A 14,942-nucleotide genomic window follows, 5' to 3' on the forward strand; every position below is an offset into this window, starting at 1 on the left:
ATATGACCAGAAACGTAGCCATTATTGGCGCCAGTGCTATTCCGGTGGGGCGCCATCAGACCGCGGGTGACGCGGCGCTCCAGACCTTGGAGCACGAAATCATGACTCGCCTCGTCGTGGAGGCAGTGAAAGATGCGGGCGTCGACAAGCAGGATATTCAGAGCCTGGTGTTTACGCTTCCGCGTCCCTACACGCGTCAGAAGTACTTCCACACCTTCCTGATGGGCCAGCTCCGGTTGTCTTGCCGTGGCAACGTCATGGAGGTGATGGGCAATGGCATGACAGCGGCCTTGGCGTTCGATCAGGCTTGCAACGACATCATGCTGGGCAGGTCCGAAGTGTCGCTTGCGCTCGGCATCAACATGGAAAGCGCGGTTTCCGCCGCGGAGCACATGATGAGCAGCATGCGGACGACTGGGGATGTCGACTTTCACACGTCGGCCGGCTTTACACCCATTGCCTGGTACGCGATGGACGCCATGCGCTACATGCACGAACACGGTGCCACGAAGGAGCAGCTCTGCTCGGTGGCGGTAAAGAACCGCTTTCACGCGACCATGAATCCGCTGGCGCAATATCGCAAGCCGGTGACGCTGGAGGAGGTCGTCCAGCAGCGTCCCATCGTCGAACCACTCGGGCTCTACGACGTGCCGCCGCGTGGTGACGGTGCCGCCTGCCTGGTGCTCGCAAGCGAGGAAGTCGCGCGCGACATTGGGCGGCCCTATGTACTTGTCAAGGGGCGCGGATTCTTCCATGACGGCAGCCATCAGATCAGCGACGTCCCGAATGACATGATCGCTTTCGAGTCTGCCAGGCAGGCCGCCACCACGGCCTACGAGCAAGCCGGCATCAGCGCGAAGGACATCGACGTCGCTGAGCTATACGCGCCTTGCACGATTGTCGAGGTGCTGGTGAGCGAGGCAATTGGGCTCATTGCCAAGGGCCAAGGGGCGCGGGCAGCGTTCGATGGCGAGACACGCCTTGGCGGCCGAATTCCCGTCTCGACCTCCGGCGGCCTGACGTCGCGCGGCCACCCGGCGTATGTCACGTCGCTCTACAACTACGTGGAACTGGCTGAGCAGTTGCGTGGACGGGCCGGGGCACGCCAGGTCAAGAACGCACAGTTTGGCCTGGCTACCGGCGAACTCGGCAACTACAACGCGGCCATGATTCACGTTATGGAGGCTAAGCAATGACCCTCGAAACACTGATTGTCGACGGCGAGCGTGCGTATCCGCCACGGGAATCCGCATTCACCAAGGAATTCTGGTCGGCGCTAGCAGCCGGCCGCTGGGTGACCACGCAATGCTGCGATTGCGGCAAGACAACTTTCCCACCAAAGCTTGTGTGCCCCCACTGCTGGTCGACCGAGATGGAGTGGAAGGCTTTCGGTACGCGGGGCACTTTGTACTCGTGGACGCGTATTCATGCCGCTCCCGCGGTGTTCGCTGCGGAGTCCCCTTATGCATGCGGGATCGTTGATCTTGACTCTGGGATCCGTTTGGCATGTCGACTGGTGGAAGACCACGACGTGCCTTTGCAGATTGGCCAGGCGGTCGAGATGGTGGTTTTGCAGTACAAGGACGGTCCTCTGTTCGCAGCACGGCCCATCAGGTAATTAACTTTCTTAACCAGCATCAACTTTGGGTCATCCCGGTTTAGCCGCAAAAACGGTGGCCCATGCTGTTGCAAAACTCATAGTAGTTAGGAGATAACAATGTCGTTGATCAACACTGTCGGGCTGACTGAAGACCAGCGCATGATGCGCGAAGGCGTCCTGGATCTGCTCAACCGGGTTCTGCCGTGGGAAAAAGTCCGGAAGATGGACGAAGCTCGTGAATTCCCGATCGAGGCCTATGAAGCTCTGGCGGACGCGGGCTACATCGGGCTGTTCTATCCGGAACACCTCGGCGGCATGGGCGGCTCGTACCGCGACATCACTGTTCTGCTCGAGACGCTAGGGTACTACTACACTGGTATTGCCCAAGCGATTACGACGTCGGCGGTCTATGCGGGTATGCATATCGCGAAGTTCGGTACCCCTGAGCTGCAGCAAGAACTGATTCCGAAGATTATTTCCGGAAAGGCGAAGCTGGCACTTTGCATGTCCGAGCCTGGTACGGGCTCCGACGTGGCGGGGCTCAAGACCTACGCCGAGCCGACCGGCGACGAATACATCCTGAATGGCAACAAGGTTTGGATTACCTGCGGCCATGTGGCAGACTATTTCGTCGTCATCACGCGTACCGACCGTGAGGGCGCCCGCCATCAAGGTATCAGCACGCTGCTGGTCGATGCGAAGGCGCCAGGGGTTACCGTCCGCCCGTTGCAGATGCTGGGCCGCCGCACGACCCATGCAAATGAGGTCTTCTTCGACAATGTCCGCGTGCCGGCCAAGAATCTGTTTGGTGGCGAGGGTCGCGCTTGGAAGAACATCATGAGCTGCCTGGGTCTTGAACGCCTTGGCCTGGCTGCCATTTCGGCGGGTCACTGCTTTAAGATCACCGAGTATGCCCGAGACTACGCGAAGGAACGCGTGCAGTTCGGTAAGCCGATTTCCGACTTCCAGGTCATCCAGCACAAGCTTGCAGACATGCTCATTCTGTCGGAAACGGCGCGCCAGGTGGTGTACCGTGCTGCCGATGTGCTCGACGCCGGCCAGGCCGCGGTGAATGAAGCGTCGATCGCCAAAATCGTGGCTAGTGAAAATAACTTCAAGTGCGCGGACATCGGGATGCAGATCATGGCGGGTGCCGGATACTCGATGGAGTACGACATGCAGATGTTCTTCCGTGATTCCCGTGTGGGCCCCATCGGCGGCGGAACCAACGAGATTCAGCGCAACATCCTTGCAAAGCAAATGGACCTGTAATCACAGGCCCGGCGCAAGAAAGGACGCGAAAGCGTCCTTTCTTGCTTTCCAGGGGGCGGTGTCTTTGTGGCTCAATGCAGCCGCTGCCCGGAGGGATACTTGAACGACTCAAAGAAAGGTGGGGGCGAACTGGTGTTCGTTCCCCCACCTAGAAAGCCCGTCGGCCGATTGTCTATGGCGGGCGGGTGCAATCGGATTACTGCGGGCGCAGACGATACAGCAACGTCGTAATCATGGAGTGGACGACTTCGCCGCGTTGATTCTTGACCTTTCGGTCGAATGTCACGATGCCGGAAGTACCCTTGCTCGACATCTTCTTCTCAATGGGGGTAATCACGACGTGGATGGTGTCGCCATGCTTGACGGGCAGATGCATGCGCCATTGGTCGTTGCCCAGCATGGCAATGATGGTGCCGTCATTGATGCCGCTGAGGCATTGGAGGCCACCTGCGATGGCTAGTACCAGTGGACCATGGGCAATTGGTTCTCCGTAGGACTGGGTCTTGCAGAACTCATGGTCGATATGGGGTGCATTGTGGTCACCGGACAGGCAGGCAAAGTTGACAATGTCAGTCAGTGTCACCGTGCGACGCGAGGTGATAATGGTCTTCCCGATCTCGAAGTCTTCGAAGTACATGCCGCGGGGCTTGCGTTCATCAATTTCAGACATGGCTCATTCCTTACCCGGCTCTGCACCGGCAGTATCGTTAGGTTGATAAAACTGAGGGAGGTGTTCTCGCACCACCGGGCCATCGATTCGCCAGGACCGGCACTGGTTAAGGTAGTGGGGGCGGGCGCCATTCAATGGATCCTCACCCCTGTGTTTGCGTTGTTGGGCTTGCCAGGTCGGAATGGCTTGGAACGCCGCCGTGGCCATGTTCACCAGCAGCTCTCGCAGATGTGTGCAGCTTTCGGTGCCGCCCAGCCGTTCATTGATCGTATGTCGCCAGCCGTATCCCATGCGCACGCCTACCATCGTCGTCAGACTTTTCTCAATCTCTCGGCATACGCGGAAGGGGACGGCCTTCATACGACTCACTATGTCTCGCACCGTCAGATCCTCGTCTACGACGAGTGCAATCAGCATGTGATGTACGGAGGTTCCCGCTGGAAGGTCGCCTTTCTCCGCCACTACCGTGTCGTAGCTACGGAAGTCCCGCATTTCTCCTTCGATCTCCCACAGCCCGTCACCGCGCCGGTAGCACCGGTAGTGCACTTGGCGCGTGTGCAGCAAAACTCGCTCGTTATCCATGGGGCGCCTGCTCTGGTTTTAATGGTTGAGCCATTGTATAGTTTCATCAAGGGTGGGTGCAATGGGCTTTGGTTGCTCAATCGTCAAGGCATCGTCTGGCTGGCCGAGCGTGGTGGGCGCGATGTACGTCCAACAGCCTGGGCATGGGCGACGCTCGTGCTACTCGAGCATTGGATGTTCAGGGCTCGCCACCATCGTTGAACCATTGGAGACTTCATGAACCAAGAGAGCACTTCGTCCACTTCGGGCCCACTTGCTGGATTGCGGGTGATTGAAATGGCTGGCATCGGCCCTGGACCATTCGCGTGCATGCTCCTATCTGACATGGGTGCGGAGGTGGTCAGGATTGACCGGAGCGATGCCAAATTGGGAGACCAGTTCGACATCGTTGGCCGTGGCCGCAAGACGGTACTCTTGGACCTCAAGAACCAGGCTGATGTTGAGACGGTGCTGGACCTCGTTTCAGAAGCGGATGTCTTGGTAGAAGGATTTCGCCCGGGTGTCATGGAGCGGCTGGGTCTAGGTCCTGCGGACACTCAGAAGCGTAATCCGAAACTTGTGTATGGCCGTATGACCGGTTGGGGGCAGGACGGGCCGCTAGCCCACGCAGCTGGCCACGATATCAACTACATTGCCATTTCGGGCGCGCTCGCCGGTATTGGTGAGGCCGGGCGGGCGCCGGTTCCGCCTCTGAACCTGGTAGGTGACTATGGCGGGGGGAGCCTATATCTCGTCGTCGGAATTCTGGCAGCGGTACTGGAAGCGCGACGATCGGGCAGGGGGCAGGTGGTGGATGCAGCCATCTGCGATGGCGCGGTATCGCTCACGAGCCTGTTTCATACCCAACTTCTGCGTGGGCACTACGTCGAGAAGAAGGCCAGTAACATGCTCGACGGGGGTGCGCCTTACTACAAGTCTTACGAGACGTCTGATGGCGCCTACATCTCGGTGGGTCCCATTGAGCCAAAGTTCTTTGTATTGCTCTGCGAAAAACTGGGCGTGCCTGCCGAACTGCACAAGTCACAGAACGATCGGGCAAAGTGGCCGGCGTTCGAAGCCCACTTTGCCGAGACATTTCGCACGAGGACGCGCGCTCACTGGTGCGAACTTCTCGAGGGCACGGATGCGTGCTTTGCCCCAGTTCTGACGCTGAGCGAAGCCGGTCAGCATCCGCATCTTCAGCACAGAAACGCCTTCGTCTCGGTTGGCGGCGTCCAGCAACCGGCACCCGCCCCGCGCTTTTCTCGCACGCCTGGTGCCGTCCAGGGACCCGCTCCCAAAGATGCAGTCAAGCCAGCCGGCTTGCTTGAAGCTTGGCGGGAATCTTCGCGTACCTAAGCGACATGCGGCTTTGCACTGAGCGCCTGGCTCATAGGTGGGAAGGCCGCACGGGAAACACATAGAGGCGACGACCCGCCGAAAGGTTCATCATGAAAACACGCGTTACAGAGTTGCTGGGCACTGCCTATCCAATCATCCAAGGGGGCATGCAGTGGGTTGGGCGCGCCGAGCTAGCCTCCGCAGTCTCCAACGCAGGTGGCCTCGGCGTCCTGACAGGACTTACCCAGCCCACCCCCGAAGCGTTGCATCGCGAGATCGGCCGTTGTCGTGATATGACGGACAACCCGTTCGGCGTCAACATGACGATCTTTCCGACCATCAAGCCGCCGCCGTACGCGGAGTACATCGACGCCATTATCGAGAACGGTGTCGGTGTGGTGGAGACTGCCGGAAACAAAGCCCTCGAGTACCTTCCCCGGCTTAAAGCCGCGGGCGTGAAGGTTATCCATAAGTGCGTGGCAGTCCGCCATGCGCTCACTGCGGAACGTCTCGGCGTGGATGCTATCAGCATGGATGGTTTCGAATGCGCGGGTCATCCTGGTGAGGATGATATTCCGGGGATGGTGCTAATACCGATCGCTGCCCGACAACTCCAGGTGCCCGTCATTGCCTCCGGTGGCATTGCCGACGGGCGCGGTATGGCGGCGGCGCTGGCATTGGGTGCCCATGGGGTGAACATGGGGACGCGCTTTTGCGCAACGCGTGAAGCGCCTATACATGACAACATCAAGCAACGCCTTCTGGCTGCCAGCGAACGCGATACCAATCTAGTCTTCCGAACGCTGAAGAATACGGCGCGGGTGTTGAAGAACGCGGTCTCGGATCAGGTTGTGGCGACAGAACGGCGCCCAGGTGGCTGCGAGTTTGAAGATATCCGCGAACTTGTCGCCGGCGCGCGCGGGAAAGCGGCCTTGCAAGAGGGCGATCCGGATGGCGGGATTGTGACCGCCGGCATGGTGGTCGGGTTGATTCACGACATCCCAAGCTGTGCAGAATTGCTTGAGCGGATGGTTGCTGAATGCCGCGAGAGCCTGACGAGCGCGAGCGAGCTAGCCCTCGCGCGATAGTCTGAGATGAATTGAGGCCGAGGACCCTCGGTCCCGGGCTGTGTTTGGAGAACTGGATAATGAGCAATCGAGAAGAGCAGGCAAGCGCCGTTTTGGAGCATCTTCTGTCGTCGCGGCATAGCTGCCGTGCCTTTCTGCCCGAGGAGGTCCCGCAGGACGTGGTCGAGCGCATTGTCTCGCTCGCGCAGCGGACCGCGTCATGGTGTAACGCCCAGCCGTGGCAGGTAGTCATTACCCGAGGTGCCGCTACCGAGCGCTTTCGGGAGGCGATGCTCGCGCCGTCGGCGGAAGACGACAAGCGCCCGGACTTCGAGTGGCCTCGAGAGTATCGCGGAGTCTATCAGGAGCGCCGCCGGGAATGCGGTCTCGCGCTATACGACGCCGTTGGGGTTGCGCGCGGTGACCGCGCGGCTTCTGCCAGGCAGGCTCGCGAGAATATGCGGTTGTTCGGTGCCCCGCACGTTGCCATTGTGACCAGCGACGACGCCCTATCTACTTACGGTGCTGTCGACTGCGGCGGCTATGTGGCCAACTTCATATTGGCCGCGACCAGTCTGGGCGTTGCCACAATTGCGCAGGCTGCGCTAGCCTCTCGTCCAGAACGAGTGCGTGACTGTCTCAGTCTGCCGCCGGACCGGCGCATTGTCTGTGGGATTTCTTTTGGCTTTCCCGACACTCGTCATCCGGCGAACAGCTTCCGAACCAGTCGCGCGGATCTCAGTTCGACGATAAAGTGGCTTGACGCCTAATCATGTGCTCTTTCGCGGCGCTGGACGCTGCGATCGGGACTTCGGCGCCTCCTCTTTCCCGGTAACGAGGGAGAGGTAGGCTTGCTGGAGTCGCTTGAGACTGGCCTCCATCTCTGCCACGGCGGCATCGGCGTCCTTCGCGTGCATGTGTTTCATGAAACGCTTTCGGGACGGCAACACGAAGGTGTTCTCATATTCGCCAATGCTATTGACGAACTTGGCCAATACGGCCAGTAGCCCATCCATCATGATGACCATGATGGGGTTGCCCGACATTCTGGCAAGCATGCGATGGAAATCGAAATGAAGCTCAGCGCGACGGGGGAAGTCACCTTCTGCTGAGGCTCGTGTTGCTTCGTCGATATTCTGTTGCAATGCTGCCAGGTCGTCGGCCGTTGCCCGACTGCAAGCCTCGCGGACGATGACGGACTCAAGCCAGATACGAGCCTGGGTGAGCTGATCTGGCGTGATGGACCCGACGTGGTACAAGTCCATAAGGCTGTTCGTGATAGCGAGGCCCGAGCCTTCGCTGATGAATGCGCCGCCGCTAGCACCCTTCTGGAGCCTGACCAGTCCAGCATGCTCGAGGGAACGGAGCGCTTCTCGCAGGGTATTGCGGGACACACCGAATTGCACGGCCAGAGCTCGCTCCGCCGGTAATCGGCTGCCCACCTTGAGTCTGCCCTCTGCAAGTTCCGCGCGAATCTGATCTGCGATCTCTTCGAAAGCTCTGGCTGAGCGCACGGCCTCAAAGCGAAGTCCCGTGGTGCCAGTGGGAACATCGGCGGATTTCAACGTAGAAGTGGTCATGGGCTTGCTAACTTAGTCGATTTACTGCGGCGGCGCGAGGCGGATGTGGTCAGGCGGCGATCTTCCGCTTGCGTGCAGGCTTCTTGCTCTCGCTTTCCAGGTACTCGCTGACGTGCCGCAGGTGAGTCGTCATTGCCTGGCAAGCCCCCACGGCATCACGCTGCCGCAAACTCGCCATTACCTTGCGACGTACCTGCATGATGTCCCGTCGCGGCTCTGGCGCAATCTGTGCCAGCAGCTTCCGAATGATTTCCGACAGCGCATCGACCATCAATACGATGACAGCGTTGTGTGTGGCCTGAGCGATGAGCCGGTAGAACTCGATCACAGACTTCGTATTCCGCGAGCCACCACCATGACGGAACAGCTCGGTGTGATACGTCACGTCGGCCTCGATTGCGTCCAGCTCTTCCTCGGTAGCGCGCTCGCACGCCAAGCGAAGGGCCACCGTCATCAGCTCGATGCGAGCTTCTGTAACGTTCGCAATCGAAACCTGGCCGAGCGACACCAAGTCCTGGACTGTCTGTGTCAGCCCGGTCGTCGTGCTACCACTACGGATGAAGAAGCCCCCGTTGATGCCGGTACGGGCTTCGACAACACCCGCGGCTTCCAGACTACGCAATGCTTCGCGTACTGCGCTGCGGCTCACGTTGAACTGCTCGGCCAACTGGAGTTCGCCGGGGAGCCGGTCGCCGGGGCGCAGGTCGCCGCTTGCGAGTTGTTGGCGGATTTGATCGCTGACCGCCTCGAATGCCCGCCTCGTGCGCACGCGCTTGAAGATGGGACCCGCCGGGTTCTCTTCCGGTTGGCTTGGTACGGCAGGTTTCATTTTCGTCGGCATTTTTATGTGTCTTGCATTGGATCAACCTCTGCACCTATGGTACCAGAGAGTGGGTGCTTAGTAAGCCACTCGAAGGGTTCCTCCACTTCTGTGTTGCGCCGCGGCGCTGCGGCGATCTCGGTCACAATCTGCTTGCCTTAAGTACAATGGTTGAACCAAAATAACACACGTGTTCGCACGGCGCGAATTTACGTTGGAGGAGCAAGAGAATGGATCTACGACTGTCGCCTGCAGAGCAGGCGTTTCGTGCGGAGGTGCGAGCCTTCATCGCAGACAGACTGCCCTCGGAAATGCGCGCGCGCTTGCGCGCTGGGCACCCGCCGCGGAAAGAAGACACCGTGAAGTGGCAGCGCATCCTCAATGAAAGAGGTTGGGCCGCACCGCACTGGCCGAAGAAGTATGGTGGCGCGGAACTGGGGCAAATGGAGCGTCTCATCTTGATGGACGAGTTGTACCGCGCACCTGCTCCGCTGCCGCAAGTGTTCAATGTGACGATGCTTGGACCGGTGTTGATGCGTTATGGAACTCCGGAACAATGCCAGCATTTCTTGCCCAAGCTTGCCAATCTTGATCTGTGGTTCTGCCAAGGCTTTTCAGAGCCAGGGTCCGGTTCGGACTTGGCTTCGTTGCGTACTGCAGCGAAGCGTGACGGTGATCATTACGTGGTTAGCGGGCAAAAAATCTGGACCACGACTGCCCACTGGGCTGACTGGATTTTTGCGCTCGTTCGGACCGACCCCGAGGCTCGCAAGCAAGAGGGCATTTCCTTCCTGCTCATTGACCTGAAGTCGCCTGGCATCACGGTACGCCCGATTCTTTCCATCGACGGCGATCATCATCTGAACGAAGTCTTTTTCGACGACGTGCGTGTCCCGGTGGCCAATCTCGTCGGTGAAGAAAACAGGGGGTGGGACTGCGCCAAGTTCCTCTTGGGCAACGAGCGCACGGGGATTGCGAACGTCGGCTTGTGCCGTGAGCGGCTGGATTTTGCACGTGAGGTGGCGAGCAAAACCCCTCAGGGTTCGGGAAAACTCCTTGACGATCCGAAGCTGCGCACGGAATTCGCAGCGCTGGATGCGGAGATCCGGGCACTGGAGGTAACAAACTGGCGCTTCCTGCTGACACCGAGCGCTCAGGCGGAGCTGCCCGCATTTGCGTCCGTTCTCAAGCTGAAGGGGGTCGAGCTGCAGCAGGAAATTAACGCGCTCCTGGCTCGCCTCGCTGGTCCGTTGGGCGTGGAGAAACGGGGCAAGGGCGATTTGGTGTACGGCCCGCTTGCTCCCCGCTACTTCTACTCGCGTGCCGCCAGCATCTACGGTGGTACCAGCGAGGTGCAAAAAGACATCCTGGCCAAAGCCATTGTGGGATAGGGAGACAAACGTGAATTTCGAGTTGAACGAGGATCAACGGGCCGTACAGGACAGCCTCCGACGGTTGCTTGCGGACCGTTATGTATTCGAGAGTCGTCGTGTTGTTGCCGAGAGTGGCAAGGGGCACGACGAGGAAACCTGGGCCGGATTGTCCGAACTGGGCCTTACCGCGCTGCTGGTGCCGGAAACGCTGGACGGCTTTGGCCGTGGGGCGGTCGATCTCTTACCGCTGATGCAGGAACTGGGCGCAGTGCTGTGCCTGGAGCCGCTCCTCGCAGCCAACGTGCTGCCTGTCACTGCTTTGAAGATCTTTGATGCCGAGGAGTGCTCAAAAGATGCGCTCCGAGAGTTGGCAACGGGCGAGCGCAAGCTTGCGTGGGCGCATGAAGAAGCCGCGCGGCGCCACGCGCCTTGGTGGATCGAGACCACCGCCTCGGAAGAGGGTGGGAAATGGATTCTGAACGGGCGTAAAGTCAATGTACTGGGTGTCGGCCAGCCGGACCAGTACATTGTGAGCGCACGAGTCCGAGGCTCGCCCGCGGATCCTGACGGTTGTGCGCTGTTTTTCGTCGAGGCCCGAGAGGCGGGGCTGGACGTGCGTGGCTTCCGGCTGGTGGACGACACGTCGGCGAGTGAGCTCGTGCTTCGCGGGGTGGCAGCAACGCCCATCGGCGACCCAATGGATGGCCGACGTGCCCTCCAGGCGATTGACAGCGCCGTGTCCATCGGCATCGCGGCGAGCTGCGCCGATATGGTCGGGGCGGCGAGCGCTGCATTCCGGCTGGCAGTCGACTACCTGAACACTCGCAAGCAATTCGGCCGGTTGATTGGCGAGAACCAGGCCTTGCGCCATCGGGCCTCCGAGATGCTTGTCAGTCTGGAGCTGGCAAAAAGCATGGCGATGGCCGCAGCGGTGGCCGTTGATGACCCTGACTCGGAAGGCGCCGCACTGGATTTGCACCGCGCCAAACTCTCCGTGGCCAAGCATGCCCGGGCCGTGGCACATGGCGCGATTCAATTGCACGGCGGCATCGGCATGACCGAGGAATACGCAGTTGGTCACTACCTGCGCCGTATCCATGTGATGGACCAACTCTTCGGCGACGGCGACGCGCATGCATCGAAGTTGGCGTCGTTGATTCACGCATTGTAAAAGACTGAAACGAACGGAGTGAGACAAAAATGAGCGAAGCTACCATCTACCTGGATGGACGTCCCAAGGCCCGCGAAGCGGTGTTGCAGCAGGCGCTGCGTGCCGCGACCGGTTTTGACCAGATGGGGATCAAGGAAGGCGACACCGTCGGCTTGCTGCTGCGCAACGACTTCGCATTCTTCGAAGTGCAGCAGGCTGCAGCAGCAATTGGGGCATATTCGGTACCGTTGAACTGGCATGGCAAGGCCGAAGAACTGCTGTATGTCCTCAACGACTCAAAGCCGAAGACCCTGGTTGCTCATGCTGACTTGCTGGAGCCGCTGCGCGAGCAAATTCCGGCGGGCATTAAGGTGTTTGTGGTCCCGACCCCGCCGGAAGTGCAGGCCCGCTACAAGATCAAGGATGAGCTGACGCAGCCTCGAGAAGGGGACACCTCGTGGGAGGCATGGTGTAGCCAGTTTGCGCCGTGGGAGCAGCCTGCCAAGCGCGGGCGCGCCACGATGATCTACACGTCGGGCACGACCGGTCACCCTAAAGGGGTCAAGCGTGATCCGGCGACACCCGAGCAGGCCCAAGCCTATGTGAAGCTGATTGAGCGTGTCTACGGCTTGACGCCGGGCGTGCGCTCACTAATCACCGGGCCGCTGTACCACGCATCGCCGAATGCATACGGACGACAAGCCATACTGGCTTCCGAGGTGCTTGTGCTCCAGTCGAAGTTCGACCCGGAAGAAACGCTGGCGGCCATCGACAAGTACCGCATCACCAATGCGGTCATGGTTCCGACCATGTTCGTCCGCATTCTGAAGCTCCCCAAGGAAGTCCGCGACCGTTACGATGTGAGTTCGCTGAAATGGGTGACGCATACTGGTGCACCGTGCCCGCGGGAAGTCAAACAGGCGCTCATGGAGTGGTGGGGCCCCATCATCTATGAAACATACGGCGGCACTGAGGTTGGTACGGCCACACTGGCGACGCCGGACGACTGGCTGAATCATCCTGGCACGGTCGGCGTGCCCACGCCAAGTACACAGATCGCGTTCTATGGTGAGGATGGAGCGCCGGTGGAAGACGGATCCCCGGGCGAGATCTACATGCGCGTACCGGCCTACGCGGATTTCACCTATCTGAACCACGAAGAGAAGAGGAAGAGCGTCGAGCGAAATGGTCTCATCAGTGTCGGCGATGTCGGCTATCTAAAAGACGGCAGGCTGTATCTGTGCGACCGGCGTTCGGATATGGTCATCTCTGGAGGCACCAACATCTATCCGGCCGAGATTGAGATGGTGCTTACGCAATGTCCGGGCGTTCATGATTGCGCGGTCTTCGGGATCCCCGATGAGGACTTTGGGGAATCGCTGGCTGCCGCCGTAGAACTCATGCCTGGTGTCGAACTCAGTGCAGCCGAAATTCAGAAATACCTCGAGTCGCACCTAGCTAAATACAAGGTCCCTAAGCGCATCGACTTTCACGCATCCCTGCCGCGGGAGGATAGCGGGAAGCTCTTCAAGCGGCGACTGCGGGATCCCTTCTGGCAGGCGGTCGGCAGAAAGATCTGAGCCTAGGCCGGCCCGGCTCAAACGGGACGGTTTCGCTGGCCTTTTCGTGTCGCGGGAGCTCCCTTTCGGTCGGGGGGCTCCTTTTGTCGATTACGCATTGGCTCGTAAAACTTCCGCCTGTCGAAGGGCCGAGATTTCCTCCTCACTGAAACCCCATTCCAGCAGCACGGAGCGGTCCAAAGAATGGTTGTGAGTGCGTCAGAACTTATCAATGGTTCTGCCAAAAAGCAAACGGAGCCTGTTCCAGGACACAGAGCATGGGACGGAGAGGGCGCAATCCACGTGACGCGACGCGTCGGACAGCGAAATCCCGTTGACGCGGCTACGCCATCGAAATATCATTGGTTCAACCAAATAAAGGAGACTGAGATGTCGCAGATTGTGTCGTTGGAAGGCCGCACCATTATCGTGACCGGCGCCGCCCAAGGCATTGGTAAGGCCGTCGTCGAACTCGGCGTCGAGTTGGGTGCAAACGTCGTTGCCGTCGACCTCAACGGAGAGGGCCTGAATGCAGCCCTGGCGTCGTTGCCGGCGGAGCGCGTGATGGCGGTAGCCGGGAGTGTCGCGGACTCTGCGCTCGCGACCCGTGCGGTCTGCGACGCAGTTTCGCGATTCGGTGCCGTGCACGGTCTCGTCAACAATGCGGGCATCATTCGTCCGGCAATGATCGACAAGATGACCGACCAGCAGTGGCAGGATGTCATCGACGTACACCTTACCGGTTCCTTCTACTGGACGCGAGCGGTTGGGCAACATATGGTCGCGCGATCCAAGGACGGCGACAAGTCCGGAGGCTCTGTGGTAAATATTTCCTCGGATGCGGGTCGAAAGGGCTCCATTGGTCAAATCAACTACTCGGCGGCAAAGGCAGGTCTGCTGGGTATGACGATGACCGCTGCACGGGAATGGGGGCGCTACAACGTCCGTGCCAACTCGGTCTGCTTCGGCGTGGTCGAAACACCCATGACCGAGGTTGTCCGCGGCGAGAAGTTCCGCGACAACATGCTCGCCCAGATTCCTCTGGGCCGCTGGTCGACGCCGGAGGAAGTCGTCAAAACGGTGTGCTTCCTGCTTTCTGACGGCTCAAGCTATGTCACGGGCCAGCATCTCGGTGTCAACGGCGGGTTCCACATCAGCCTTTGATCATGACGTCCGGCGATATCCTCGTCACCGACCCGAATGCTGTCGATCGCCTGGCGACCTACGTTCGGGAGCGTGTCGCGCCATTTACTGGCGCGCTGGAGCTTTCGCGGGTGCAAGGCGGGCAATCCAACCCGACCTACATCGTGGAGGCGGGTAGCAGGCGTTACGTGCTGAGGCGGAAGCCATCCGGCACGATTCTGCCGTCAGCCCATGCCTTCGAGCGCGAATTTCGGGTCATGCAGCGTCTGGTGGACACGGACGTGCCGGTTCCCCAGGTTCGCGTACTTTGCGAGGATGTCGCCGTCATAGGGAGTGCCTTCTACGTGATGGATTATGTGGAGGGAAGAATCTTCGACGACCAGACCATTCCTGAATTATCCCCGACCGAGACCCGAATCATTGCCGTCCTGGATTGGGAATTGTCCACGCTCGGGGACCCGCTGGCTGATTTGGCGTACCACTGCATGACCTGGCACCTTGGCCTCGGGACCCATCGCACCCTTGCGGGTGTCGATGTCGGGCCTCCCGGAATCCCTACCGAGCGCGAATACGTGGCGATGTATTGCAAGAACGCCGGGCTGGACGAAAGCGAAGGGATCTCGCGTTGGAACTTCTATCTGGCATTCAACATGTTTCGCCTTGCGGCAATCCAGCAAGGGGTGGCGCGTCGGGCGTTGGAAGGGAATGCGGCCAATGGCAACGCGCCAAAGGTAGCCGACCGGGTAACCGCCACCGCGCAGACCGCGCTGTTGATGGCGGAGCTGGACGGTCTCCGGCGCACGTAA

The 14,942-nt window shown here is 59.8% G+C and carries 15 protein-coding genes; 11 read left to right on the forward strand and 4 right to left on the reverse strand.

All coding sequences use genetic code 11. The features are described from left to right. The first annotated feature begins 2 nt into the window (after window positions 1-2). The 3 genes from AC07XB_RS01970 to AC07XB_RS01980 all read left to right on the forward strand — a co-directional run bounded on the left by AC07XB_RS01970 (window position 3) and on the right by AC07XB_RS01980 (window position 2,872). Window positions 3-1,196 carry a thiolase family protein gene (locus AC07XB_RS01970; protein ID WP_492827170.1) on the forward strand — a complete coding sequence of 398 codons (1,194 nt, stop codon included), beginning with the start codon at window positions 3-5 and terminating at the stop codon, window positions 1,194-1,196. Beyond that, the gene (locus AC07XB_RS01975) at window positions 1,193-1,618 is read left to right on the forward strand and encodes a Zn-ribbon domain-containing OB-fold protein (RefSeq protein WP_492827169.1); all 426 of its coding nucleotides are present in this window, start codon (window positions 1,193-1,195) and stop codon (window positions 1,616-1,618) included. The genes AC07XB_RS01970 and AC07XB_RS01975 overlap by 4 nt, the downstream gene beginning before the upstream one ends. A 99-nt stretch (window positions 1,619-1,717) precedes the next feature. After that, window positions 1,718-2,872: an acyl-CoA dehydrogenase family protein gene (locus AC07XB_RS01980; RefSeq protein WP_492827167.1), complete on the forward strand. Its 1,155-nt coding sequence runs from the start codon at window positions 1,718-1,720 to the stop codon at window positions 2,870-2,872. A 196-nt stretch (window positions 2,873-3,068) separates the two neighbouring features. Here AC07XB_RS01980 and AC07XB_RS01985 read toward each other — a convergent pair whose 3' ends face one another. Beyond that, window positions 3,069-3,542, reverse strand: a complete 474-nt coding sequence (locus tag AC07XB_RS01985; protein ID WP_492827165.1) for a MaoC/PaaZ C-terminal domain-containing protein — start codon at window positions 3,540-3,542, stop codon at window positions 3,069-3,071. Between the two features lie 3 nt (window positions 3,543-3,545). Next, on the reverse strand, window positions 3,546-4,124 hold the full coding sequence (locus tag AC07XB_RS01990) for a DUF2889 domain-containing protein (protein WP_492827163.1): 579 nt from the start codon (window positions 4,122-4,124) through the stop codon (window positions 3,546-3,548). Window positions 4,125-4,340: 216 nt separating this feature from the next. On the opposite strand from AC07XB_RS01990, the gene AC07XB_RS01995 reads away from it, so the two are divergent. From AC07XB_RS01995 to AC07XB_RS02005, 3 genes are all read left to right on the forward strand, one after another. Further along, on the forward strand, window positions 4,341-5,462 hold the full coding sequence (locus AC07XB_RS01995; RefSeq protein WP_492810155.1) for a CaiB/BaiF CoA transferase family protein: 1,122 nt from the start codon (window positions 4,341-4,343) through the stop codon (window positions 5,460-5,462). A 92-nt stretch (window positions 5,463-5,554) separates the two neighbouring features. Then, window positions 5,555-6,532, forward strand: a complete 978-nt coding sequence (locus tag AC07XB_RS02000) for an NAD(P)H-dependent flavin oxidoreductase (protein WP_492827161.1) — start codon at window positions 5,555-5,557, stop codon at window positions 6,530-6,532. 59 nt (window positions 6,533-6,591) lie between these two features. After that, a complete protein-coding gene (locus AC07XB_RS02005) occupies window positions 6,592-7,281 on the forward strand; it encodes a nitroreductase (RefSeq protein WP_492810159.1) in 690 nt (229 codons plus the stop codon). Here AC07XB_RS02005 and AC07XB_RS02010 read toward each other — a convergent pair whose 3' ends face one another. Beyond that, window positions 7,282-8,091, reverse strand: a complete 810-nt coding sequence (locus tag AC07XB_RS02010) for a FadR/GntR family transcriptional regulator (RefSeq protein WP_492810161.1) — start codon at window positions 8,089-8,091, stop codon at window positions 7,282-7,284. It abuts the gene before it with no gap. Window positions 8,092-8,140: 49 nt separating this feature from the next. After that, window positions 8,141-8,932, reverse strand: coding sequence for a FadR/GntR family transcriptional regulator (locus AC07XB_RS02015; protein ID WP_492810163.1), 792 nt, complete (start codon window positions 8,930-8,932; stop codon window positions 8,141-8,143). Between the two features lie 209 nt (window positions 8,933-9,141). Here AC07XB_RS02015 and AC07XB_RS02020 point away from each other — a divergent pair, with 209 nt between their 5' ends. The 5 genes from AC07XB_RS02020 to AC07XB_RS02040 all read left to right on the forward strand — a co-directional run bounded on the left by AC07XB_RS02020 (window position 9,142) and on the right by AC07XB_RS02040 (window position 14,942). Continuing rightward, the gene (locus tag AC07XB_RS02020; RefSeq protein WP_492827159.1) at window positions 9,142-10,302 is read left to right on the forward strand and encodes an acyl-CoA dehydrogenase family protein; all 1,161 of its coding nucleotides are present in this window, start codon (window positions 9,142-9,144) and stop codon (window positions 10,300-10,302) included. 10 nt (window positions 10,303-10,312) lie between these two features. Continuing rightward, complete coding sequence (locus AC07XB_RS02025) at window positions 10,313-11,455, forward strand: acyl-CoA dehydrogenase family protein (protein ID WP_492827157.1); 1,143 nt, start codon at window positions 10,313-10,315, stop codon at window positions 11,453-11,455. A gap of 29 nt (window positions 11,456-11,484) precedes the next feature. Continuing rightward, window positions 11,485-13,014 (forward strand): acyl-CoA synthetase, encoded by a 1,530-nt coding sequence (locus AC07XB_RS02030; protein ID WP_492827155.1) that lies wholly within the window; start codon window positions 11,485-11,487, stop codon window positions 13,012-13,014. 369 nt (window positions 13,015-13,383) lie between these two features. Next, window positions 13,384-14,157: an SDR family NAD(P)-dependent oxidoreductase gene (locus AC07XB_RS02035; protein WP_492810171.1), complete on the forward strand. Its 774-nt coding sequence runs from the start codon at window positions 13,384-13,386 to the stop codon at window positions 14,155-14,157. A 2-nt stretch (window positions 14,158-14,159) separates the two neighbouring features. After that, complete coding sequence (locus tag AC07XB_RS02040; protein WP_492827153.1) at window positions 14,160-14,942, forward strand: phosphotransferase; 783 nt, start codon at window positions 14,160-14,162, stop codon at window positions 14,940-14,942.

The organism is Cupriavidus sp. GW821-FHT02F09, from assembly GCF_059421605.1.

Bases quoted from the DNA above. Each gene is read 5' to 3' on its own strand.
- AC07XB_RS01970 (WP_492827170.1), top strand. From the start codon at position 3: ATGACCAGAAACGTAGCCATTATTGGCGCCAGTGCTATTCCGGTGGGG.
- AC07XB_RS01975 (WP_492827169.1), top strand. From the start codon at position 1,193: ATGACCCTCGAAACACTGATTGTCGACGGCGAGCGTGCGTATCCGCCA.
- AC07XB_RS01980 (WP_492827167.1), top strand. From the start codon at position 1,718: ATGTCGTTGATCAACACTGTCGGGCTGACTGAAGACCAGCGCATGATG.
- AC07XB_RS01985 (WP_492827165.1), bottom strand. From the start codon at position 3,542: ATGTCTGAAATTGATGAACGCAAGCCCCGCGGCATGTACTTCGAAGAC.
- AC07XB_RS01990 (WP_492827163.1), bottom strand. From the start codon at position 4,124: ATGGATAACGAGCGAGTTTTGCTGCACACGCGCCAAGTGCACTACCGG.
- AC07XB_RS01995 (WP_492810155.1), top strand. From the start codon at position 4,341: ATGAACCAAGAGAGCACTTCGTCCACTTCGGGCCCACTTGCTGGATTG.
- AC07XB_RS02000 (WP_492827161.1), top strand. From the start codon at position 5,555: ATGAAAACACGCGTTACAGAGTTGCTGGGCACTGCCTATCCAATCATC.
- AC07XB_RS02005 (WP_492810159.1), top strand. From the start codon at position 6,592: ATGAGCAATCGAGAAGAGCAGGCAAGCGCCGTTTTGGAGCATCTTCTG.
- AC07XB_RS02010 (WP_492810161.1), bottom strand. From the start codon at position 8,091: ATGACCACTTCTACGTTGAAATCCGCCGATGTTCCCACTGGCACCACG.
- AC07XB_RS02015 (WP_492810163.1), bottom strand. From the start codon at position 8,932: ATGCCGACGAAAATGAAACCTGCCGTACCAAGCCAACCGGAAGAGAAC.
- AC07XB_RS02020 (WP_492827159.1), top strand. From the start codon at position 9,142: ATGGATCTACGACTGTCGCCTGCAGAGCAGGCGTTTCGTGCGGAGGTG.
- AC07XB_RS02030 (WP_492827155.1), top strand. From the start codon at position 11,485: ATGAGCGAAGCTACCATCTACCTGGATGGACGTCCCAAGGCCCGCGAA.
- AC07XB_RS02035 (WP_492810171.1), top strand. From the start codon at position 13,384: ATGTCGCAGATTGTGTCGTTGGAAGGCCGCACCATTATCGTGACCGGC.
- AC07XB_RS02040 (WP_492827153.1), top strand. From the start codon at position 14,160: ATGACGTCCGGCGATATCCTCGTCACCGACCCGAATGCTGTCGATCGC.